Source organism: Microvirga arabica, from assembly GCF_016811235.1.
GTDB lineage: Bacteria > Pseudomonadota > Alphaproteobacteria > Rhizobiales > Beijerinckiaceae > Microvirga > Microvirga arabica.
Genome location: NZ_JAFBID010000034.1, coordinates 26,903 through 49,268 on the forward strand (window position 1 = coordinate 26,903; position 22,366 = coordinate 49,268).

Below are 22,366 nucleotides of genomic sequence, written 5' to 3' on the forward strand. Positions count from 1 at the left end.
CGGTGTCGGAGGCAGCAGGGAGGGACCGTCGGAAGAGTCAACCCGGAAGAGTTTTAGGAGCACGGCACCAACGTGCGTAGGATCACCGCGGCATAGGCGAATCAGGCGTATCCATCGGCATACGTTCATCCTGGATGAAGGGCGACGTACATGGCCAAGGTCACTGCCATCACGGAACAGTTGCGATCCAATCAAGGCCGTCACTCGGCTGCTGTGGGTGCGATGCTGATCCTGACCTTCGGCCTGCTCAAGAGCGTGTCGGCTGTCCCACAACCGGCAACCGCGAACCCGCCAGCGACGCTCAAGGACACCGGGCTCTACACAGACTTCGGCACCCTCCTGGTCGATCCCGCGCATCTGACTTTTGCCCCGCAATACCCGCTGTGGAGCGACGGCGCCACCAAGCGCCGCTGGATCTCGCTGCCGCCGGGGAAGGTCATCGACGGGTCCGATCCGGAGGTCTGGATCTTCCCGGTCGGAACACGCTTCTGGAAGGAGTTCTCCTTCAACGGCCAGCGAGTCGAAACCCGTTATCTCGAGCGCCGGGCTGATGGCAGCTGGCTCTATGCTGCCTATGCCTGGAGCCCGGATGGCCGCGAGGCGCACCTCGTGCCCGTTCGCGGCAAGCGCGGCGCTTATCCACTCGCCGGCGGGCGCTCGCACACCATTCCAGGCATGACGGACTGCAAAGCGTGCCATCAGGGAGGTGCCTCCGAGATTCTGGGGTTTAGCACACTTCAGCTGTCGTCCGAGCCCGATCCCGGCTCGCTGCACGCTGAACTCCGACCCGACCCCGGTGTGGACCTCAAGTACCTCGTCGACAGAGGCCTGCTTGTGGGCCTGCCCAAGACCTTGCTGGAAACACCGCCTCGAGTCGCGGCCGCGACAGCAACGGAGCGAGCAGCGCTCGGCTACATGCATGGCAATTGCGGCCACTGCCACAACGACCAGGGCTCGTTGCGGAACATTGGGCTGTTCCTGCGACAAGGCGTAAAGGACGCAGGTCAGCCTGCGATCGATAGCACCGTCAACCATCCGGTCAAGAAACCGGCTCCCGGGCAATCACCCGATGCCGTGCTGCGCGTCGAGCCGGAGCACCCGGAGCGCAGTGGCATTATGCAGCGTGTCGGCTCCCGTTACCCAGCCTTGCAGATGCCGCCGCTCGGGACGGAGCTGGTCGACGATGAAGCGGTAGCACTTCTCTACCGCTGGATTTCCGAAACGGCTCCCCTTCGTAAAGAAGCCCACATCGAACAGAAAGGAAGATAGCCATGCGCCTTGCCCTGCCGCTCATGTTGACGATCGCCTTGCTGGTTCCCAGCATAGCTCCGGCTCAAGACACCACAAGTGCGCAGGTGAAGCGCGGCGAGTACCTGGTGACAGTCGGCGGCTGCCACGATTGTCACACGCCCTGGATCATCGGCTCAGGCGGTCCGGAGCCTGACATGAAGCGGGCCTTGTCGGGCCACCCACAGGACATCACCATCACGGCACCGGCCACCGTCTCGCCACCCTGGGGCGGCGCCATGACACCCAGCTCAACGGGCTGGTCAGGTCCTTGGGGCGTGAGCTTCTCGGCCAATCTCACGCCGGACCCGGAGACCGGCGTGCTGCGAGACTTCACTGAGCAGCAATTCATCCAGACCATGCGCACGGGCCGGCATCAGGGCCAGGGCCGGCAGATTCTTCCGCCGATGCCATGGCCGAACTACGGGCAGATGACAGATGATGATCTGAAGGCTGTCTTCGCCTATCTTCGCCAGATCCCGCCCGTGAAAAACAAGGTGCCGGATCCCATCCCGCCAAAGCGGTAGTATTTTTCGCGGACGGAAGCTGTTGCTGGCTAGGTTGCAAGGGCTTTGCTCAAAGACCGTAGAGGTTTCAGCTATGTGACTGAACTCGGAAGGTCCGCTTGGAGGAGAAATGCGAAGTCCCACAATATAGAGAACGTGGAGGCATGTTCCTTTCTCCTACGCAGCTTTCACGCCTGACAGGAAGTTCTCCACCTCCTGCCCGAGACTGGCAGAATGGCGCGCCAAATCCTGAGCCGACGAGAGCACCTGGGCCGCAGCCGTTCCCGTCTCCCCTGCTCCGCGACGTACCTCGCCGATGCTGCCGGTGACAAACTCGGTGCCGCGTGCGGCTTCCTGCACGTTGCGCGCGATCTCGGAAGTGGCAGCACCTTGCTCCTCCATAGCAGCGGCGATCGAGGTGGAGATTTGGCTCATCTCGCCAATCGTGCCGGCAATCGCCTGAATGGCCTGTACGGCCTCAGTTGTGGCGTGCTGCACGCTGGCAATCTGGGCTGAGATCTCGTCCGTGGCTTTCGAGGTCTGGCTCGCCAGTTCCTTCACCTCGGAGGCCACCACCGCAAAGCCCTTGCCCGCCTCCCCGGCACGGGCCGCCTCGATGGTGGCATTGAGCGCCAGCAGGTTGGTTTGGCTCGCAATGGTGCTGATGAGCTGCACCACATGCCCGATCTTCTCCGCTGAAGCGGCCAATGTCTGCACGGTCTGGTTCGTACGCTGGGCATCACCCACCGCCCGCTCGGCAATCTGGGAGGACTGCGTCACCTGGGAGGCGATTTCCCTAATCGAAATAGATAGCTCCTCAGTGGCCGCCGCGACGGTCTGTACGTTGGCCGAGGTCTGCTGAGCGGTTGAGGCAACGCCCACCGACTGCTGAGTAGTTCTGTCCGCCACAGCTGTCATGGACTGGGCTGTTTCCTCCAGCCCATTAGCTGCACCCGAGAGACGCTGGACCAGCGAACCCACCTTAGCCTCGAAGCTCTGGGCAAGCTCGGCCATCATGCGACGCTTCTCGGCTTCGCTCTGCTCCCGGGCGCGCTCCTGCTCCATGCGCAGGTGCTCCATCTCCTCGCCATTGGTCTTGAACACCTGAACCGCCTCAGCCATCGCGCCGATCTCGTCTCGGCGGCCAAGGCCAGGCACCGCTGCACTATAGTCGCCTTTGGCCACCTGCTGCATGGCTGTAGTCATGGCAAGGAGAGGCTTGGAGATGCCGCGGCCGATCGCAACAGCCGCCGCCAGTACGAGCAGCAGGATCACGCCGATGGAGGACCACATCACCTGCGAGGTCCAGACCTGAGCGTCCTCGGCCGCTTTTTGCGCCGCCTCAAACTGTACATCGACAACCTCCAGCGCATGGTCAACCGCAGGCTCGATCGCAGCATAGGCCTCTGAGACGGCCTTGCTCTCAGCAGCAAGCTGCAGCTTGGTGTCAATGTAAGCCGAAACATCCCGCTGGTAGGCGGCCATGGCCTCAGCCACTTCCGCTTTGGCCTTGGGCGGAAGCTCGGAGATGGCGAGAGCCTGGGCAAACTCAGTAGCACGCTTCTTGATGTCCTGGCCGTACTTGGGATCACCGCGCAGCATGAAGTCCTTCTCATGTCGGCGCATCATCAGCATCAAGATTGTGAGGCTCTGGTCCTCATAGGAAGCGAGCTTGGTCTCCACTGCATGAACGGAGGTGCGCAGAGTACCCTGCAAGCTGGACTTCTCGTCAAATCCGAGCTTGCGCTGCAGTTCGACTGCGGTGTTGAAGTGCTGGACGTACTTGGCCAAGCCTTCGCTGATCTTGGCCACATCCGCTAAGAGCTCAGAAGCATCGGCGACAGAAATCTGATTTTCCGCCTTGGTAAGCTGTTCTTTGACAGCGTTAATCTGACTGGCATGGCGGCTGGCATAGGTCTCGTCGCTGCGCAGGAAGAAGTCCTTCTCGGCGCGGCGGGCCTCCAGCAAGCCGATATCGGCTTTGTCGACGAAGTGCTCCAGCTGCGTTGCAGCATCGGCAGCAGCCCTTTGTTCCTGAACCTGGTTGCTGCCGACCATGTAGACGGATGCCAGCGCTGCAATGCCGAGCGCTCCGAGTAGGCCGATGCTGAGGATCTGGTGCCGCAACGAGATGCGCGAGAGGAGAAGTGCCATAAGTGCCCCAAGCCGAGAAAAGCGCACCCTCTGGTGGAGTGCTGCACTGCACAAACAGCACCAAAGCTTGAGCATAAGTTAACCATAGCCGTCTAAACGCATTTTTTCTGCTCTTTCAGAGGCTCACAACGTCTGCACCGGGTCAGGTAGTGAAATTTGTTCACTGACAGGAACGTCCGATGCTCCTGTCCAAAGCGGAAGTTCGCCTCCCGTCCGGAACGTTCCAAGTGCGGTCGGTCGCCAATGTTGTCCTGAAGGCCAGCCTGTCAGCGTGACTTTGACGAGAGCCCGTACATGGTAAAGCACCGGCTCAAAGATCAACGGGCCGGATACGGTCGCATCTTATTGTTTCGGGACATAGCTATGTGCCGGGCGTGCGCTGCTGGCTTGGCCATAGATCTGCTGTAATGGCAGCCGACCCTGAGGGATCAGGGAGGCGACCATGGCCAGGGCAACAGTCCTTCAGTCCGCGTGCATCGGCATCATCGGGTTGATAATTGCCTTCGATGCAGGTGCCGAGCCGAGCAGGCCCGAGAAGGTGCAAGCGGCACTCGACAGTTGGCTGGCCGAGAGAGCCTCACTGGAGAAGGTTACCGGCATTGCCGCCTATATCAGCCTTGGGGATCCTGGACCGGCCATCGAGGCGTTCGCTGGCACCATAGGCCGGTCACCCTCCGACGGGCCGGTGAGCCAGGACACCCTGTTCCAGATGGGCAGCACATCAAAGTCGTTCACGGCTGCCGTGATCCTCAAGCTTGAGGCGGCCGGCACGCTGTCGCTCGATGACACAATCGGCAGGTGGTTGTCGGAATATCCCGCCTGGCAGGATGTCAGCATCCGGCGCCTGCTCAACATGACGAGCGGGATCCCGAACTATTCCGAGACCGAGGCGATGTCGCGCCTGTGGGTGGAGGAGACCCAACGCGACCTTAGCGCGGAGGAACTCGTGAGGCTGGCGTATCCCACCAGCAGCAACAAGCTCCCCGTGACGACTGGCTATCACTACTCCAACACCAACTACATCCTGGCGAGCATGATCGCCGAAAAGGCAAGCGGAAAGACATTCCGGGATCTGGTTCATGAGCTTGTGATCGGGCCGGTCGGGCTCTACTCGACCTTCTATGAGAGTGGCACCTATCCTGCGCCTGTGATCCGGCGGCTGGCGCATGGCCATTTCGAGAACCCGGCCTGCACCGACTATCAGCCGAAGGACTGTGCAGCGTCCTGGAACCTGCCGTTGGTGGGCCGCGATGTACGTGCCATGAGCACATCCTGGGCCCAGGCCGCTGGCGGCGCAGTTGCGAACCCACGGGACGTCAACCGCTGGATGCGGGCAGTGTTTGCGGGTCGGGTGGTGCCAGCGAAGCAACAGGGTGAGTGGCTACGTATGATCTCGACCCGGACCGGACAACCCCTCACCGGGTTAGCGACCGAGGACCCTCGCGGCTTCTCCCTCGGCTTGGTCCAGGCGATTCTCGGACCGATGGGAGCGCACTGGTTCTACGAAGGCGAGACGCTTGGCTATCGCACTCTCTACGTGTGGTTTGCGCAGGACGATATCCTGATCACGGTGCAGACCAACTCGCAACCTGCCAACGGAATGGACCGGCTCCACGACGCGGTGATTGCAATCTACGAGGCAGTCAAGCCGCCCGCTTCACCATAATCTTTCCCTACTCCTGCGGAGCTTCTGGTTACGTGAGGATTGATGCCCTCGAGCTTACGTCGCAGGTGTACCGAGAGTGGTCCTTCAGTACAGGCGTGTAGGATCCGCTCTTCACCTGATTCAGACATTTCCTGCGCTCACGCCGGCGAATTTCGAGGAAGGTCGGTTGCGGGAGACCTTGAGCTCGCTCCCAAGGTCCTGATGCACGCTCTTGTAACCGGCTCACTTCATGGGAGGTGAGTCTTCATTGAGGCGATACAACCATTCACGGTCAAATAGCTCAACAATCGCCCGGTATGTGGCCGTGCTGGGCTGGTCGAGGCCTTTACCGTCACCCGAGCACAAGAACTCTGACAGGCGCTCATCCACCAGCTGCGCTGACGAAACGGGCAACCCGAGAGAGGCGAGATCCTGCGCGAAGGAGCCTGCTTTCGGGAGGTAGGCATTGGCAGAATGCAGGTGGTCGCTTGTGGCAGGAAGACGGATCATGATGATCCGAGTCACAGAGGGGCTCGAGTCTGGCCCGATGAGCGTCGCCCCGCACATGAGACCGCCGAGCACTCTGACCGGGGCTGTAGGCGGAAACAGGCAAAACAGGAACTGCGCATCGCCTGAGGCCTCCCTCAAGGTCATGTGCATGGCACGGTTGCCCAAACTCAGGGTCCCACTCACCTGAAGTTGGCCTGTTGGCAGCACCTCCGAATAGACGACCTGCGGAGTTGCGGCATCAGCAACCGTCAATGCGCCGCGGATCATGTGACCGCGAAAGTATGGTGACCAGGAATTTGAGTAACAGACGTAGGTGCCTGCCAAGTTAGAGTAGGCATCGTTCGCACCCCCGGAGCGCCCAGAATGCGTTGGCGTCCCCTGGCGGGAGAGCGCATCCCGGTCGACGTTGTAGCGTCGAGCAACCACCTCCAGGAAGGCGTCAAACTCGCAGTTAGCAATCCACTCGGCACTCTGATCGATGTCCAGGACGCGGGTCCAATCCTGGTAGAGCCGAGCATCACGCGGGCTGGAGCGACCCTGCAGCCATTTATGGGCTCGTTCGAGATCGAATGTCGTGGCAGCATTTACCCGCCTGAAGGCAGCCGCCAGATCTTTGCGGGTGATCAACCCGAGCACGGCAGCTGTTGCCCGCAGTTTCCGGTCGATATCACGCGCCATCCAATCACCTCGTGCAAGCAGCCTCTCGGCAGCATCTTGGCCAGGTGCTCATGCCTGTGGCTATGGAAATTCCAGGCAATTCCACTGAAATCCATCTCCTTCCACGTGTAAGGCATTGAGGTCCTAGACGAAGCTCGCAACCATAATGCGAAGCTTGTTGCATGATCTGACCCTTTCCAGTCGCTTCTGCCGGGATCAGGCAGATCCCGGTGGGACGATCCTGCAGACGGCTGAGCGCAATGCAGCAAACACCCGGGAGGCCGTCATGAGAGTCAAGCTTCTGATCGGAACAGCAGTGCCCCTGATATTAGTCTCTGCCCCAGCCATGGCATTCGGGGTGCTGGGCCTCATTGGCAGTGTCGCAGGTCTTGCTGTTGGCGCTGCTGGAGGCGCTGCCCTCTCCGCCAGTGGTGTCGGCCCCGCAGGCCGACCCGGAGCAACGGCCTTTTCTCCGGCACCAGGCGCCGGGTCCCCTGGCCAGACAGCATGGGCCACAACCGGCTCGGTGGACGGGTTCTCCAGCCTCATGCCATCCGGGAGCCGTGCAGTGCCTCATACAGCTATCCAGGTGAGGGATTTTGGCTGGGTGAATGGATCCCCTGATACTCTCAAGGGGCTGGGGAGGCCCTTGCGGAGACGACCTGGAGTGGATCAGCGTACCGTGCGCTTGTGCCGTGACGCCCTTACCCGCACGGTCGTTGCCCATGGCGCGGTTCAAGTTGAAGCTGCAAGTGCCGGCCGCTCATCGCGCCAGTCCTCTGCCACCTTTGCGCCACTCACAGCTCGTGTCATTTACCGTCTGCCGAATGGCTATGAAGTGAAGCAAGCAAACGTCACCTGTCAGGTGACCAGAGCTGGTGTTGCTGTTCTTGCGCGGTAGCTGCCGGCTCTCTCGTGACGCAGGGTTCGTCGGCATTGAGCTGTTGGCTGTAAATCGCCTCCCGCTGTGTCCGCTTCTGCCTGACCTCACATCGCCCGATCAGGCATGACAGATCAGAGTTCCCCAGCAACCGACTCTCAGTTCAGGAGACCAATGATGATCATCCGTGTACTGCTTGCAGCCTCCACGCTAGTGGCTGCCTCTCTTGCCAGCGCTCAGGCTGACGAATACTCGAAACTTCCAAGCGCCAGCATTCTGCCGAAGGGCACAGTGAAGATTTCCGGCATTGTGCCCGGCATGGGCGAGCATTGGGCCAATCCCAAGGACCTGCCGCTCGGCCCGATCTACTGCGTCCACAAGGGCAAGGTGATCTGCATCGAATACATGATCTCGCAAGCGGACTTCCAAGCGGGCAAGTCCTGGCCGGAACTCACCGGCCTCAAGAGCTTGCCGCCCATCGATCACATCAACATGGGCTTCGAACCCAAAGGCCATGAGGGCTACGAGGTCCCGCACTACGACATGCACGTCTACTTCCTTCCCCCTTCAGTGCTCAAGCAAATCAAGCCCGAGCAGAAGGCCGCAAAGGCACGCTAGGCTAATCAGGTGCACGACAAAGAAAAGTCGAGCTGATGCTGACCTGCACGAGCTCGAATTGAGGAAAACGATCTAACGCCGGGGCACATTCCAAGGATTTATGGCCTGTGTGCTGTCAATTTGGACAGCGGAGGAGGTTGGGCTATGCACACATCAACGCACGAGAGCTTGCGGCAGAATGAAACGGATCGCCGAAGCATCATAATTGCATCCGGGGGTGCCGCTGATGCATCGATACTCCCAGTTCAAGACGTTGATCCGACTGAGATGTCGGGAATCGTGTCGCAGGCTCTTCCACCTCACGTACAACTGATTGAGATGGGTACGGCTTATTGGATATCCAGAGTAGTCTATGCGGCAGCCAAGCTGGGGCTGGCGGACCATCTCGACAGCAAACCTATGGCAGCTGCGGAGCTAGCGCAGCTTGTGGGAGCGCATGTGCCCTCTCTGCACCGCTTCATGCGAACCCTGGCCGGCTTGGGTATTCTGACGGAGGACGGAGCGCAGCGCTTTGCTCTCACTCCTTTGGGAGCAGCGCTCAAGACAGGGGCTCCCGGGTCTGCGAAGTCCAGTCTCTTGGCTCTAGGCAGCCCCTGGTGCGCAGCCGCTTTCGACAACCTTGAGTACGCCCTGGAGACAGGCCGAACTGGCTTTGAGAAGGCTTGGGGGATGCCGATCTTCGACTACCTCGCGCAGCATCCCGAGGAAGCGTCCTTGTTCAGCGAAACCATGGTCGGCTTCCACAGTCTGGAACCACCAGCTGTGGCTGACGCTTACGATTTCTCCGGCTTCAAGACCATCGTTGATGTGGGTGGTGCCACGGGCAACCTGTTGGCTGCTGTCCTGGCCCGACATAGCGGGCCCAGCGGCATCTTGTTTGACCTGCCACATGTCGTGCGTGATGCGCCTGACCTTCTGAGAGAACGCGGCGTCGCAGAGCGCGTATCCGTTCAATCGGGTGACTTCTTCAAGGGCGTCCCTGAAGGAGGAGATGTCTACCTGTTGTCCCACATCATCCATGACTGGAGTGAGGACCAATGTGTGACGATCCTGAACAATTGCCATAAAGCTATGGCGCCCGACGGACGCCTCTTGCTTGTCGAGATGGTGCTGCCCGCAGGCGACATACCGCATCCGGGCAAGATGCTGGACATGGTGATGCTGGTGCTGCCCGGAGGCCAGGAGCGCACCGAAAGTGAGTATGCGGCCCTACTGAGCAAGGGGGGCTTCCGGCTCACACGGGTGATTCCTACGACATCGGCTGTGAGCATAGTAGAAGCCGTTCCGATATAGAGCCGTTAGACTGCAAGCGGTAAAGGTGCGCCGCTAGAGCTCCGTCGCAGTGAGCTATTGGGCAGGCTTTTGCCGTACTCGGGTAGTCAGAGCCAGAAGGGCCTCTGCCAAACGCTGTTGGGCGCGCTCTGCGGATTTCTCATCAAGGGCCTCAAGGTCGAGGAACAGGTCCAGCCCAGTGGCATGTTCGCTGATCACCTGCGGGCGTTGAGCCAATTCGCCGAGGAGGCCCTCTACAGCATAAGGCACGACCTCACGGCTGATGCCCTTCATCGCTATTGGGGGCAAGGGACGGGCGCGCACCAGGTCGCGAACGACAGCATAAGTCTCATAGCTTAAGCAGATTCCGCCTGGCTCCGCGATTGATTGCAGCCGAGCCGCCAAGTTCGCCTCGGCACCGATGATTGTGTAGTCCATGCGATCGTCGCTGCCGAAATTGCCTACATTGCAATAGCCTGTGTTGATTCCCATCCGAGCCCGGAACGGCTGCTCAATCCCCTTCTGATGCCAGTACGTATTCAATTGCTCCAGCCGGCGCTGCATATCGACAGCCATCCGCAGGCAGGCCCGAGCATCCTCCTCGACGCCTTTTGTCTCAGGGTCGCCAAAGAAAGCAAGAATTGCGTCCCCGATGAACTTGTCGACTGTTGCTCCATGCTGCAGGGCAATGGCCGACATCTCTGTGAAGTACTGGTTCAGGAGCGCTGTCAGATCCTCCGGCTGCAGCCGTTCGGAAATGGCGGTAAAATCCTTGATGTCGGAAAAGAAGATCGTGAGCTTCTTGCGCTCGGTTGCTATCGCCGCATCCTTCTGGCCACTGAAGATGCTTTTGTAGATTTGGGGCGAGAGGTACTTGGCGATCTTCATTGAGATTGTCGCCAAGAAGTCATTGGCTTCCGTCAGCTCCCGGTTCATGCCCTGGATCAGGGCCGCTTGCCGGCGCTGCAAGAGGATAATGGTAAATCCCGCTAGGCTTGCCAGAGCAAAGTACGACAGTAGGAATTTGAACGAAAAGATATTGGCCGCAATTGGTTGGGCTACCGAGATCTCCTGGATGCCGCGCACATCCCCTACCCTCCAGTCACGCTTGGGACTGTCAGGATGTGTGTTGTGGCAACTGACGCATACCTGCCCCATGAGAACGGGACTGGCTACGCGAACAGAGCGGTCGAGAAATGATCCTGAAACATCAAGAACAGGTTCCTTCGGATTAGCCCGAAGCGCCGCGATCGCCCTCTGCTCAAAGGGGTCAAGGGTATGCGGCTCCCGACCCCTGAACGGGTGATCCGAGACGAAGCGGTACTTGACGGAGCCATCATGTGCACTGATGCGCATGCCAAGCTCGATCGACAGGGTCGCCGGGATTGGGATTGCACCTGCAAGATCACGATAGTTGTGGGCCGCTGTGACCGGGCCATCGGCCTGGAGCACCCGTGCGACCACGTCACTGCCGTAGAAGGCGCGCATGTCGTCGATGATCCGGCTGATCTCCCCCGCTTGGGTTCGAAGCATGTTCTCTGAGAGTAGCCGCAGATCAAGCCATACAGCCACAGGCAGTCCGAGGAGCCCGAGTATCACCGCAGCAAGAAGGAGCGGGCCCATGGTCCGCTGCTGCCGCACAACCCGATCACCTGCATTGGTCATTGCCCGGGCCGCTCCTAGCTTGCTATCAACAAGCTTTGTCACAGCCAAGTGTGTCATAGAAGGTAGCTGCTCTCAACCCAGGTGCCGGAGCGCACCTGTATTACGCAATGCGCTGAATCAAGCCTGCGGTCACGGCAGCAATCCCGCTGAGCAGGTCTCGCAGCGGTGAATTGCCCGCTTACAAGGCCGCGCACGATTTGAGGTCAAGCCGCGCTTCGCCAGAACTCAATGTTAAAACCCGGGACGTCCGTTTCGGGTCAATCTAAGCCGTTGGGGGTAGCCTTATGAAGTTCTGCTTACCCTGTGACTACGGAAGTTCGGCTATCGTCTACCTCGTGCCACTACCGGACCTTCGTGTTTGACAGCTCTAGCTTCGCCGAAGGCCTGTGTGGACGGCCTCGTCAGGTTCCATAGCAGCGAGTATGATCGGCGCTGGTAATCCAGGGTGAGGGTGATCCGATGAAGAGACGAGACCTCCTGCTCAGTGCGCTTGCCGTGCCGCTGCTCCCCAACCCTCTGCTCGCGCAGACGCCGGAGAAGGTCCGGCAGGTTGGCCTGCTGACCCCTAACCAGTTCGGCGCACGCGTCTTCCGTCAGTTGAACCTCCCGGAACTGGCGAAGCTCGGGTTCGTGGAAGGACGTAATCTCAGCGTTCAGATCTTCTCCGCGGATGATGCCTATGAACGCCTGCCTGCTCTGGCGGTCGACCTCGTGGCAACGAAGCCCGATGTTATCGTTGCCGTTGCTCCAACCGCGATCAGAGCCGCTCGGGCGGCGACCAGCACCATTCCCATCGTGATGGCCTATGCAGGTGAGGACCCGGTCGCCGCAGGATGGGCGCAAAGTTACACCCGTCCCGGCGGCAACGTCACTGGTGTGGTCCTCCTTAACCCGGAACTGGAAGGCAAACGCCTGCACCTCCTGCTCGACACCTTCCCTACGAGGCGGCGGATTGCGGTGCTGTTCCATAGCCGCTCCCGGAACACCCCCACGGATCGGTCGGCTCAGGCAATAGCGCACAAGGCTGGGATCGCTATTCAGAGCTTCTACACGTCAGGGCCGGAGGAGTACGAGGCAACCTTCAACGCGATCCACTCATCCGGTGCAGACGCTTTGCAGATCGCAGGAGGGCCGATCTTCGCGAACGACGCTCCTCGTCTGGCGGAATTGGCGCTGAAGGCCGGGGTGCCGACGATCTGCGAGTGGCGTGACATGGCGAGGAGTGGCTGCCTGATTGGCTATGGCGTGGATCGCGCCGCTCTCCAGAAGCGTGTCGCCGACTTTGTCGCTCGTCTCCTTCGTGGCGCGCCAGCGAGTGAAATGCCCATTGAGGACCCCACCACCTTCGAACTCGCCGTCAACCTGAGGACGGCCAAGACCTTGGGCATCGACGTACCAACCACGCTCCTCGCGCAGGCCGATGAGGTCATCGAGTAGAACCGGGAAACTGCGGCGCAATCTGCAAAAGACGCTCTCATGTAACCAGCCTCGTCACCCAAGCAAATCAAGTGTAAAATTCGCTCTTCAAAGGAGGCGTGCCATGAGCCGCTCCCCCACCTATGCTACGGCTATTTGCCTCTTGCTCACCTGCGCCGCTGCAGCCCAGACGTCGACGAAAACCGCCCGGATCGCGATGCTGTGCCCCGTCCGCTGCACTGGAGCCGGCTACACGGCGTTTGAAGACGAACTACGCAGGCTCGGCTGGATCGAGGGCAGCAACCTCACGGTTGAGCGGAGAGCCTTGGAGGGCCGCTATGAGCGTGCGTCCGAGATTGCAGCCGAGATCGTTCGGTTGCGACCTGATCTGATCGTTGGCCCAGGTGCGCCGATCGCCCGTGCCCTCAAGGAGGCCACATCGGACATCCCCATTGCCTTCTCCTTCGTTGCGCATCCTGTCGAGATCGGTCTGGTGCAAAGCCTTGCCCGCCCAGGGCACAATGTCACCGGAGTGGCCGCGATCACACCCGGCGCATTCTTCGTAAAGCAACTCGAGGTCTTGCGGGAACTGCTGCCCCAAGCTCAAAGGGTGGCCGTGCTGGCGACCCCTGCCAACGATGACTACCGTCTGGCCCTGAGCCGCGAAGTGCCTATGGCCGCCCAACTTGGGGTGCAGATTGAGGTGATTGAGGTTCGCACCCGCGACGAAGTTCCTTCTGCCGTCGACAAAGCAAAGACCCTTGGTGCAGACGGGATGTTGGTTCTGGGCGACGCAATTCTGAATACGCCTCCGAACCGAATGCCTGATCTCCTCGCCCAAGCGGCACTTCCGGCGCTCTACTCGAACACCGAGTCGGTACGGGCTGGAGGGTTGATCTCCTACACGTCGGATCTTGTCGCAATAGCCCGCCGCCACGCGCACTACGTTGACGACATCCTGCGAGGTGCCTCTCCTGCCGAGATGCCTGTTGAGCAGCCGACAGGATACATTCTCATCGTCAACCTTAAGACGGCCAAGGCGCTCGGGCTTACTGTGCCGCCTTCGATCCTGTCACAAGCTGATGAGGTGATCGAATGACATGGTCCGGCTCCCGCTCACTTCAGTGCGGGGTTGGCCGAGGCCCGCGGCCATGATCGGGCGGGAACCTCGCCTCCGTGGACTCTTCCGGAAATACTTCCTTGTGCTGTTTCTGGCGGTGGTCATCCCGCTTGCCGCGAATGGCATCAGCGAAGGCTGGTTCAGCTATCGCGATCAGCGGGCAAGACTGGACCAACTGCTCGGCGTCGAAGCCAGATCAGCAGCATCGAGAATCCAGGGGTTTCTCGACGGCATAACCGGTCAGCTCGGCTGGCTCGTGCAGCTTCCCTGGACCGAGGAGCCGGACGAGCGCCGGCGCATCGATGCCCTACGTCTGCTGCGCCAGGTGCCGGCCATCGTCAGCCTCACCCTCATCGATGGGTCAGGGCGGGAGCGCCTTTACGTGTCCCGGATCGGCCTCAACCGGACCGAGAGCCGGACTGACCGTTCCGCCGATCCGGCCGTGCTCGGCGCCCGCTCGGCACGGATCTGGTACGGCGAGGTCAGCTACTACCGCGGCTCCGAGCCCTACCTGACGGTGGCGATCTCCGGCAATCGCCCGTCCGTAGGCATCGTCGTGGCCGAGGTCAACCTGAAGCTGATCTGGGACGTGATCTCGGCCATCAAGGTCGGGCAGACGGGCTATGCCTTTGTGCTGGATAAGCCGGGCCGGCTCATCGCTCATCCAGACATCAGCCTCGTCCTGCGTGGTGCGGACGAGGCTACGCTGGCTCCCTTCCAAGCAGCCCGACAAGCAGTTGGGTCCGCCAGTCCAGGTTTTGCAACGAGCCGCGACGCTGAGGGCAGCCCCATTGCCGTGGCCGCAGCCCTGATCCCCGGGCCGGATTGGACAGTGGTGGTCGAGCAGCCGCTCTCGGAGGCCTTCGGGCCGATCTACGCCGCCCTGCGGCGCACCAGTGCCCTTCTTCTTGTAGGCGCCGTCATCGCGGGTCTGCTCGCCTTCGCGCTGGCTCGTCGGATGACACAGCCGATCCGGCTGCTTGAGGAGGGCACCGAGCGCATCGGCGCCGGTCAGTTCGACCACCGCATCGAAATCAGGACAGGTGACGAGCTCCAGCGGCTGGCCGACAGCTTCAACGCCATGGCTGCAGAGTTGGCTATCTCACAGGAGCGCCAAGAGCGCATCGCCAAGCTCAAGAGATTTCTGGCTCCGCAGGTTGCCGAGCTCGTCGACCGCAAGGGCGACGACGGCGTGCTCGAGGGCCGGCGATCCGAGGTGGTAGCTGTGTTCTGCGACTTACGGGGCTTCACGTCTTTCTCGGCCAGAGCTGCGCCTGAGGAGGTGATGAGCGTGCTCTCCGAGTACTACGAGGCGCTGGGCCGGATCATCACCAAGTATGGAGCCACCCTCACCAGCTTCTCAGGGGACGGCCTGATGGTGCTTGTCAACGCTCCCGTCCCTGTCGCGGAGCCTGCCCTGACGGCCGTGGACCTCACCACAGAGATGCAGGACACCGTTCAGGAGCTGCTCGTCGGCTGGCAAGCGCGTGGCCATCGGATCGGGTTTGGGGTGGGACTGGCCATGGGCCCGGCCACGGTCGGGAGGATCGGCTACGAGAGCCGGTTTGACTACACGGCCATCGGCAGCGTCGTGAACCTCGCCGCCCGGCTGTGCGCCTCGGCAGCCGACCGGGAAATCCTGATGGACGAGAAGGTTGCCCAGGCGATTGACGGCAAGCGCGCCCTGATCCCGCTCGGATCACGACCGATCAAGGGCTTCGACGAGGAGCTGCCCGTGTTCTGCGTCTCCTTCGAGGGGCGGCCCCACACCGCCTAGTCCCTGCAATCCGCCCCGGCGAAACCTCATTCGATCAGTTCGTCCGCCCGGGTTAGAACCGTTTCCGATATTGTGATGCCGAGAGCCCGGGCCGTCTTGAGGTTGATGAGCAGCTCGAACTCGTCAGGCTGTTCGACGGGCAGCTCGGCCGGCTTCGCGCCTTTCACGATCTTGTCGATGAAGATGGCGGCTTGGTAGCTGATCCGGTCGATGTTGGCGCCATAGGACATCAGCCCGCCCGCCTCCACGAAGGCTCGATGCTCGTACATCGCAAGAAGTCGGTGCTGGGCAGCCAGTGCGGTCACCTCCTCCCGCGCTGTGTCAAAGGCAGCATCGGGCAGGATCATCAGGGCGTCCGCACCATATCGCGCGATGGACTCAAAATCGCGCGGCAGGTCATCGATGCCCGCGATCATCACCGGGAGCAGATCGATGCCCAACGCTTCGCCCGAAGGCTTGAGCCGATCCCATTGCGCCGGGCCCGTGTTGCGCCCGTTGCCGAGAATGACGACGCGCCTCGTCGACGGGAGGGTCTCCTTAAGGATTTCGAGCCGCTTCTGGTTCAGCATCCAGGCGTTGACGCTCAGCCCGGTGACGTTGCCGCCAGGACGGGCGAGGCTTTGCACCAGACCGCTCTGCACGGCCTCCCCGGCCGGCGCGAACACGACCGGGATCGTGGCTGTCTCCTGCTTGGCCGCACGGGCTGCCGCCGACCCTAGGGTCACAACTGCATCAGGGGAAAGCTGCGCCAATTCGGCCGCAAGAGGTGCAAGGCGGTCGGGGCGGCCATCGGCAGAGCGGTAGTCCAGGATCAGGTTCCGACCCTCGACGTAGCCCAGATCGGCAAGGCCTCTCCGAAAGGCATCGACAACACGCTGATGTGGGCCGGGCGTCAGGTATCCAATCCGGAGCGGTCTCCTGTTCGTCTGGACCTGGGCGGCTGCTCGTGAAACCGTCACGGCAGCGGCAATCAAGGCGAGAACCTCCCGCCGGGTTGCCTGGCATCCGGTGGAGAAAGCGGTGGATGATACCCTCACCCTCGATGTCTCGGCAGGCAGCTCCGTTCTCATTCGATCACCTCATCGGCCTGGAGAAGCAGCATCTCGGGGACTCTGATGCCCAGCGCACGCGCCGTCCTGGCGTTCATGACAAGCCGCAGATGGGAGGGGCCTTCGATTGGCGTCTCACCGGGCGAGGCCCCCTGAAAGACGCGCTCAACGTAGTAGGCCGTGCGGCGGTACAGGTCCGCGAGGATGGGTCCATACCCGATCAGGCAGCCCTCATTTGCCATCTCGCCCCACTCACACACCGTCGGCAATCCATTCTCGAGGGCAATCCGCGTGAGCAGTGCGGCGTCGCGATTGAACCGCGAGTCCGCATTGATCGCGAGGGCCTGTGCACCGTTCGCGCGGGCGGCCGCCACCGCCGGCGCATATCCCTGTGGCTCGGGCCCTTCCACGAACGACAACTCGACCCCGACCATGGCCGCAGCCGCCCGCATCTCCTGCTTGCGGGCCTCCAGTCCGGGGCTCGTCGGGTGAATGAGAACGGCAATGCGCCGGGCATCCGGCACCGTCTCGTGGAGGAGGTCCAGACGTTTGGTGTCGAGTTCCTTCGATGCGATGGTGATCCCGGTGATGTTGCCCTCGGGATGGGCCAGGCTGGTTGCGAAGCCTTGGGCAACCGGGTCACCCCCGAACATGATGATCGGAAGCGTGCGTGTCCTTGCTTGCACCGCGGCAACGGCGGTGCTGTTGATGGCGAGGATGGCGTCAGGACTTAAAGCCAGGAGATCCTGAACTAGGCCGGGAAGCTGTCCAACGTCGCCGACGCGAGACTCAACAATCAGATTTTGTCCTTCAACGAAGCCTCGCTTCGCGAGTTCGGGAACCGTCAGGGCTTGGACGCGCTCCACTGATTGAGGGTTGAGTGCGAGCACCCCCAGACGAAAGGCCCTGTCTGACATCTGGCTCTGCGCACCGCCCATGGACAGTACGATGGCAAGACAGGCATTGGCGAGACGGATCATTCGATCACCTCGTCAGCCTGCGCGAGCACGGATGTGGGGACGTCAAAACCCAAGTTTTTAGCTGTCCGCAGGTTCAGGGTCAGGGTGAACTGGCTTGGACTCTCGAAGGGCAGCTCCGAGGCCTTCGCCCCCTTGAGAATGCGATCTACGAAGATCGCCGTGCGCCGGTGGATCGCCGGCAGGTCGGCCGCATAGACCAGGAGGAACCCGGCCTCTCCATAGAACGGCAGTTGCCCGATTGTGGGCAGACGCAACAGGATCGCGCGTTCCGCGATCGCGTTGCGGAGGTTGTCCATAGCGGGATCGGCCAGTACAACGAGCGCCTCGATACCGACGATGCGAAGCCTGCCGATTTCCGGCTCCACGTCCACCTCGTTCAGGACGAAGCCCAGGCTCGCCTTCAGTCCCATCCGCGCAGCCGCGGCCTCGGCCCGCCTGGTCGTGGGCTCCGTCGCCGCGTTGGCCCTGGTCGCCAGGATGCCGACGTGGCTCATGTTCGGCACAGCCGTTCTCAGGATCTCGAGCTGCTTGTCGATCACCTCGTCATTGGCAAGGGTCAGCCCCGTGAAGTTCCCGCCGGGGCGGGCATAGCTTTCCGCCCAACCAGCCCGCACGGGATCGATCCCCGTTCCGGACACGATGATTGGAATGTCCCGGGTGACACGCACAGCCTCCTGGGCAACGGTAGCCCCGCCCATGACCAGGACATCAACAGGCACCCGAGCCAACTCTTCGATGAGAAGGGCGAGCTGGTCGAGGCGGCCTTGCGCATCCCGCACGAGAATGCAGGCCGTGTGACCATCGATCCAACCGAGCGACGCCAGCGCGGGTCCGATCGTCTTGACCAAGGGTGCGGGCCTGCCATCGGGCCGCCCGACGACCACGACCCCTATCCTCGGCAGAGAGCTCGTCTGCGCCCGGGCACGAGGGCAAAGGAGCCCGAAAGCGCTTGCGGGAATCACACGGAGGACATCCCTGCGCCGCATCACATGATCTCCCTGCGAGTTTCCTGCCAGGGCTGGGAACAGCCTCAGGCTACGCCCGTCACTCAGCCAGGACCAGTGTTCATGAGGGTTAACAAAGGACTTGGTACCTTCCGCTCAGCGGCGGAGCGCCTCGATTACTTGTCGGCTGTAAGACAGCCTGAAATGCTTCTACATTGAGCGACGATCAGGGGGCACCAGCCCGAATGCGGCCTCCTAAGGCAAACTGGAGCGATGCACGGGGTGCCCACCCCCTCACGCCAATCCCTGGAATGTCGCCTACGGGTCCAGCCTGTGTGGAAACGCATTGATCTGCTAAGCTGATCGTGGTCGGCGGAGGTCGCGATGAAGCGTTTCGTTGAGGGTGAGGACCGTCGGCAGGCAACCCTGCTTCCTGACTGCCTGGATGACTATGTGACCGAAGACAATCCCGTTCGGATTGTTGAGGCATTCATCGACGAGTTGGACCTCGCGGCCCTGGGCTTTGCCGGCATCGTGCCGGAGGTGACGGGCCGCCCAGCGTATCATCCCGCCACCCTGCTCAAGATCTACATCTACGGCTATCTCAACCGCATTCAGTCGAGCCGGAGGCTGGAACGCGAGACCCAGCGCAACCTCGAGCTGATCTGGTTGACTGGCCGGCTGATGCCCAACTTCAAAACCATCGCCGACTTCCGCCGCGACAATGGCCCGGCCATCCGCGCGGCGTGTACGCAGTTTGTCGTGCTGTGCCGCCAGCTCAACCTGCTCACCCGGGCGGTGGTGGCCATCGACGGCTCCAAGTTCAAGGCCGTCAACAATCGGGACAAGAACTTCACCATGGCTAAGGTGGCCAAGCGCATCGAGCAGGTCGAGGCCAGCATTGCCCGCTACCTGGCGGCGCTCGATCGCGCCGACCGGCAGGACAACGATGTGGCCGAGGCCAAGACTGCCCGCCTGAAGGAGAAGATCGAAGGCCTGCGCCGGCAGATGCAGGCCCTCAGAGAGATGGGACAGCAGGTGGAGGCCGCGCCCGACCAGCAGATCTCCCTCACCGATCCGGATGCCCGTTCAATGGCCACCAGCGGCAAGGGCACCGGCATTGTCGGCTACAATGTGCAGATGGCGGTGGAGGCCGAGCACCACCTCATCGTGGCGCACGAGGTGACCAATGTCGGCAACGACCGCACCCAACTGCTCGCGATGGGACGGCAAGCCCAAGACGTGATGGCGTGCGAGGAAGTCACGGCGCTGGCCGATCGCGGCTATTTCAATGGTGACGAGGTGCTGGCCTGCGAAGGAACCGGCGTGCTGCCCTGCGTTCCCAAGACGCTGACCTCCGGCAACACCAAGCGCGGTCTGTTTACCGGGCAGGACTTCGTCTATGACGCCGAGCATGACCGCTACACCTGCCCGGCGGGTCAGCATCTGACGAAGGGCAAGGTGCGCTCAGACCGCCGGGACAATATCGATCATTACCGCAATCTGACCGCCTGTTCAGCCTGTGCCCTCAAGCCCCGGTGCACGCCGGACAAGCACAAACGGGTGAAGCGCTGGCAGCACGAGGACGTGCTCGACCGCATGCAGGCCCGACTGGAGCGCATGCCCGAGGCCATGAGCATCCGACGGCAGACGGTGGAGCATCCGTTCGGGACCATCAAGGCCTGGATGGGCAGTACGCATTTCCTGATGAAGACCCTGGAGAAGGTCAAAACCGAGATGAGCCTGCACGTGCTGGCCTACAACCTGAAGCGGATGATCAGCATTCTGGGTGTCGGCCCCCTGCTGAAGGCTCTCGAAGCCTGACGCCACACGCCCGCCCATGCGTACCATCGCGGCACCCGCAAAACAGCGCCCATCATCCGCACGCCCGCAACAGCGTTTTCACACGGCCTCGGTCAAGAACCGCCTTTAAGCGTGGCCGTGTGAAGATCAGCTGATCGCGCAGTTGCGGACGGTTGTTAGCTCAGCGCGATGTGAGGCGGGTTGCCGCCGATTGCATGAAGTTTGTCTGCTGTTACCCGTGGCGTTACCCGGAGGAAATAAGAGCGGGGAGCTGCAGACGTAGAAAAGTGAAAAAGCCTCACCGGTATAAGGGTTTGAGGTGGTGAGCGCGCTGGGACTCGAACCCAGGACCCTCTGATTAAAAGTCAGAGGCTCTCAATGAGGCTGCGGAACGGGTGTTCGGATGGGATCCAGGGCGGGAGTGTGCCTGCTCGACTTGGAAGCCTACGCAGTCTCCTCAAGCACCTTTCGGACAGCGGCCAGGGGCAGGCCAAAGTGCTTAGCGACCTGTGCTGGCGCCACGCCCGCCAGAAGGGCAGCCCGCACCGCCTTGCGTTGCCCCTCCTGTAATGCGGCTGAGGTCGTGCCGGATCGTGAGGACTTGCCCCGCTGTTTTGACGGGTGCGGACCAAGGCGCTCAAGGAATACGCGGGCATTTCTTATTGCTGCCTCCAACTCCGGCCGGTTCCCCCTGCCCTTCTCCATCCGGCGCTGCACTTCCTCCAAAAGTTGGCCGAGTTGCTGGGCCAGCTGAGCGTCCGACGAGCTGGCCAGTGCCGGCGGCTTGGCCGGAGCAACAGCAGGTACCGACGAAGGCGTCGGTACGGTGAGTGTGTACTCGAACAGGTCGAGGGTACGGGGCGAAGATCCCTTGTGCGGCATAGGCTTTATATGAGCATTCAGCCCCTCTGATCCAAGCTCCGAGGGAGTTCATCACACCACGCTCAGAGACTCCAAACTCTCCTGGGTCCGGTGGTTCGGGGTCATTTCCACCACTTCACGAACCCATCTGGGGTCAGTTCTACCTCGGGCTTCGGCACTCTCCGCTGACCCTTGCCCTTTACGGTCTTGGAATCCTGGACCCGCTTGGGCTCCTTTCGAGTCGGGGATTCGTGAAGGGGCCGAGTTCGCGCGATCGGCTCACTTGAATAGGACGTCTTCTCGCCCCTGCCCGTTTCGGAGGTCCACCTTGCTGGTGGTGCGGCGTGCTTGCTCGCTTTTGGTGCAGCGGGTGTCAGGCGGGACCCACCGACTGCCTTGCGTCCAGTCGCCTTCGTGTTCGTCCACTTCCGGCCAGTTCGGGCCAATGGCTCGGGTGTGGCTGGCATAGCATCAGGGCTTGGGATAGCGTCTCCGGTCCCCGCCATGTCCAAGCCGAACAAGGCCGAGACGTCGTCCGTCTCCAGGATCTTACCGATATCGAGCGGCTGGCTCGATATTGACAGCGCCTTATCGAGATTGGCGACCAGATCCTTCTCGTCGACCGCACGCAACTGGAACAGAAGCTCGGGCCTCTCATCAAGCCGGGCGCCGACGCCGTACAGCACCGCGGCGACATGCTTGCACATTGAGGCACCGTCCGGGCAGGTGCAGGAGAACCGGATGTCCGACGGCTTCGGGAACAGACCTTCGTCCTGGCGACAGATCCGCTCCATCACGCCCTTGGAGAACCGGCCTTGCAGCAGTTCGATCAGGGAGTCGATGCCGCCGGCGCAATCCGTGCAGATCGACCGCCACAGCGTCGGCGCCAACGCGGTGATGCTGACGCTGACCTTGTAGATCGATGATCCACTGACCACCGCCCTGATCTCCAGCGCCGAGATCTGAAGGTCGATCACCGCGCCATTGCGAACATAGGTGCGGCCGCGCGGCAGCCGGTTGTCGAAGTCGCGATAGCTCTCCAGATTGTCGCACCACGCCTTGCCCCAGAAGGTCCGGGCGATGGTGCGGCCCTCCAGGACGACAGGGGCGACCAGGTGCCCTTTCTTGCGCAGCTTCTCTACCTCGCGCGCGGCTTGCTTCCGGCGCTCCGCAACCGGAACGTAGGAGGGCCATGCTCCATCGAACCAAGGGGCCATCTGCC

The 22,366-nt window shown here is 61.7% G+C and carries 17 protein-coding genes; 9 read left to right on the forward strand and 8 right to left on the reverse strand.

Annotation, left to right across the window (positions count from 1 at the left end; translation table 11 throughout):
• The first annotated feature begins 150 nt into the window (after nt 1-150).
• Nucleotides 151-1,269 (forward strand): hypothetical protein, encoded by a 1,119-nt coding sequence (locus JQC81_RS17240; RefSeq protein WP_203273025.1) that lies wholly within the window; start codon nt 151-153, stop codon nt 1,267-1,269.
• Between the two features lie 2 nt (nt 1,270-1,271).
• On the forward strand, nt 1,272-1,814 hold the full coding sequence (locus tag JQC81_RS17245) for a c-type cytochrome (RefSeq protein ID WP_203273026.1): 543 nt from the start codon (nt 1,272-1,274) through the stop codon (nt 1,812-1,814).
• Nucleotides 1,815-1,970: 156 nt separating this feature from the next.
• Here JQC81_RS17245 and JQC81_RS17250 read toward each other — a convergent pair whose 3' ends face one another.
• A complete protein-coding gene (locus tag JQC81_RS17250) occupies nt 1,971-3,947 on the reverse strand; it encodes a methyl-accepting chemotaxis protein (RefSeq protein WP_203273027.1) in 1,977 nt (658 codons plus the stop codon).
• A gap of 442 nt (nt 3,948-4,389) precedes the next feature.
• Between JQC81_RS17250 and JQC81_RS17255 the strand changes: the two genes are divergently transcribed.
• A complete protein-coding gene (locus tag JQC81_RS17255) occupies nt 4,390-5,613 on the forward strand; it encodes a serine hydrolase domain-containing protein (RefSeq protein ID WP_203273028.1) in 1,224 nt (407 codons plus the stop codon).
• 222 nt (nt 5,614-5,835) lie between these two features.
• Here JQC81_RS17255 and JQC81_RS17260 read toward each other — a convergent pair whose 3' ends face one another.
• Nucleotides 5,836-6,780: a hypothetical protein gene (locus tag JQC81_RS17260; protein WP_203273029.1), complete on the reverse strand. Its 945-nt coding sequence runs from the start codon at nt 6,778-6,780 to the stop codon at nt 5,836-5,838.
• A 1,036-nt stretch (nt 6,781-7,816) separates the two neighbouring features.
• Between JQC81_RS17260 and JQC81_RS17265 the strand changes: the two genes are divergently transcribed.
• Both JQC81_RS17265 and JQC81_RS33225 read left to right on the forward strand, forming a co-directional pair.
• Nucleotides 7,817-8,257 carry a hypothetical protein gene (locus JQC81_RS17265; protein WP_203273030.1) on the forward strand — a complete coding sequence of 147 codons (441 nt, stop codon included), beginning with the start codon at nt 7,817-7,819 and terminating at the stop codon, nt 8,255-8,257.
• Between the two features lie 318 nt (nt 8,258-8,575).
• Complete coding sequence (locus JQC81_RS33225; RefSeq protein WP_376772416.1) at nt 8,576-9,550, forward strand: methyltransferase; 975 nt, start codon at nt 8,576-8,578, stop codon at nt 9,548-9,550.
• Between the two features lie 54 nt (nt 9,551-9,604).
• Here JQC81_RS33225 and JQC81_RS17275 read toward each other — a convergent pair whose 3' ends face one another.
• Nucleotides 9,605-11,194 (reverse strand): adenylate/guanylate cyclase domain-containing protein, encoded by a 1,590-nt coding sequence (locus JQC81_RS17275; protein WP_203273032.1) that lies wholly within the window; start codon nt 11,192-11,194, stop codon nt 9,605-9,607.
• 459 nt (nt 11,195-11,653) lie between these two features.
• Between JQC81_RS17275 and JQC81_RS17280 the strand changes: the two genes are divergently transcribed.
• The 3 genes from JQC81_RS17280 (at nt 11,654) to JQC81_RS17290 (ending at nt 15,507) form a co-directional block, all read left to right on the forward strand.
• Nucleotides 11,654-12,631 (forward strand): ABC transporter substrate-binding protein, encoded by a 978-nt coding sequence (locus JQC81_RS17280; protein WP_203273033.1) that lies wholly within the window; start codon nt 11,654-11,656, stop codon nt 12,629-12,631.
• Nucleotides 12,632-12,734: 103 nt separating this feature from the next.
• Complete coding sequence (locus tag JQC81_RS17285) at nt 12,735-13,709, forward strand: ABC transporter substrate-binding protein (protein WP_203273034.1); 975 nt, start codon at nt 12,735-12,737, stop codon at nt 13,707-13,709.
• Between the two features lie 52 nt (nt 13,710-13,761).
• Nucleotides 13,762-15,507 carry a cache domain-containing protein gene (locus JQC81_RS17290; RefSeq protein ID WP_203273035.1) on the forward strand — a complete coding sequence of 582 codons (1,746 nt, stop codon included), beginning with the start codon at nt 13,762-13,764 and terminating at the stop codon, nt 15,505-15,507.
• Nucleotides 15,508-15,533: 26 nt separating this feature from the next.
• Here JQC81_RS17290 and JQC81_RS17295 read toward each other — a convergent pair whose 3' ends face one another.
• The 3 genes from JQC81_RS17295 to JQC81_RS17305 are packed head-to-tail and all read right to left on the reverse strand — an operon-like array spanning nt 15,534 to nt 18,420.
• Complete coding sequence (locus JQC81_RS17295; protein WP_203273036.1) at nt 15,534-16,577, reverse strand: ABC transporter substrate-binding protein; 1,044 nt, start codon at nt 16,575-16,577, stop codon at nt 15,534-15,536.
• Nucleotides 16,574-17,536: an ABC transporter substrate-binding protein gene (locus JQC81_RS17300; protein ID WP_203273037.1), complete on the reverse strand. Its 963-nt coding sequence runs from the start codon at nt 17,534-17,536 to the stop codon at nt 16,574-16,576. Before JQC81_RS17300 ends, JQC81_RS17295 begins: the two co-directional genes overlap by 4 nt.
• Complete coding sequence (locus tag JQC81_RS17305) at nt 17,533-18,420, reverse strand: ABC transporter substrate-binding protein (RefSeq protein ID WP_203273038.1); 888 nt, start codon at nt 18,418-18,420, stop codon at nt 17,533-17,535. The genes JQC81_RS17300 and JQC81_RS17305 overlap by 4 nt, the downstream gene beginning before the upstream one ends.
• A 444-nt stretch (nt 18,421-18,864) precedes the next feature.
• Here JQC81_RS17305 and JQC81_RS17310 point away from each other — a divergent pair, with 444 nt between their 5' ends.
• Nucleotides 18,865-20,304, forward strand: coding sequence for an IS1182 family transposase (locus JQC81_RS17310; protein WP_203273039.1), 1,440 nt, complete (start codon nt 18,865-18,867; stop codon nt 20,302-20,304).
• A 423-nt stretch (nt 20,305-20,727) separates the two neighbouring features.
• Here JQC81_RS17310 and JQC81_RS17315 read toward each other — a convergent pair whose 3' ends face one another.
• Together JQC81_RS17315 and JQC81_RS17320 are read right to left on the reverse strand one after the other, a co-directional pair.
• On the reverse strand, nt 20,728-21,165 hold the full coding sequence (locus JQC81_RS17315) for a hypothetical protein (RefSeq protein WP_203273040.1): 438 nt from the start codon (nt 21,163-21,165) through the stop codon (nt 20,728-20,730).
• Nucleotides 21,166-21,266: 101 nt separating this feature from the next.
• A complete protein-coding gene (locus JQC81_RS17320) occupies nt 21,267-22,361 on the reverse strand; it encodes an SWIM zinc finger family protein (RefSeq protein ID WP_203273041.1) in 1,095 nt (364 codons plus the stop codon).
• Between the last annotated feature and the right edge of the window lie 5 nt (nt 22,362-22,366).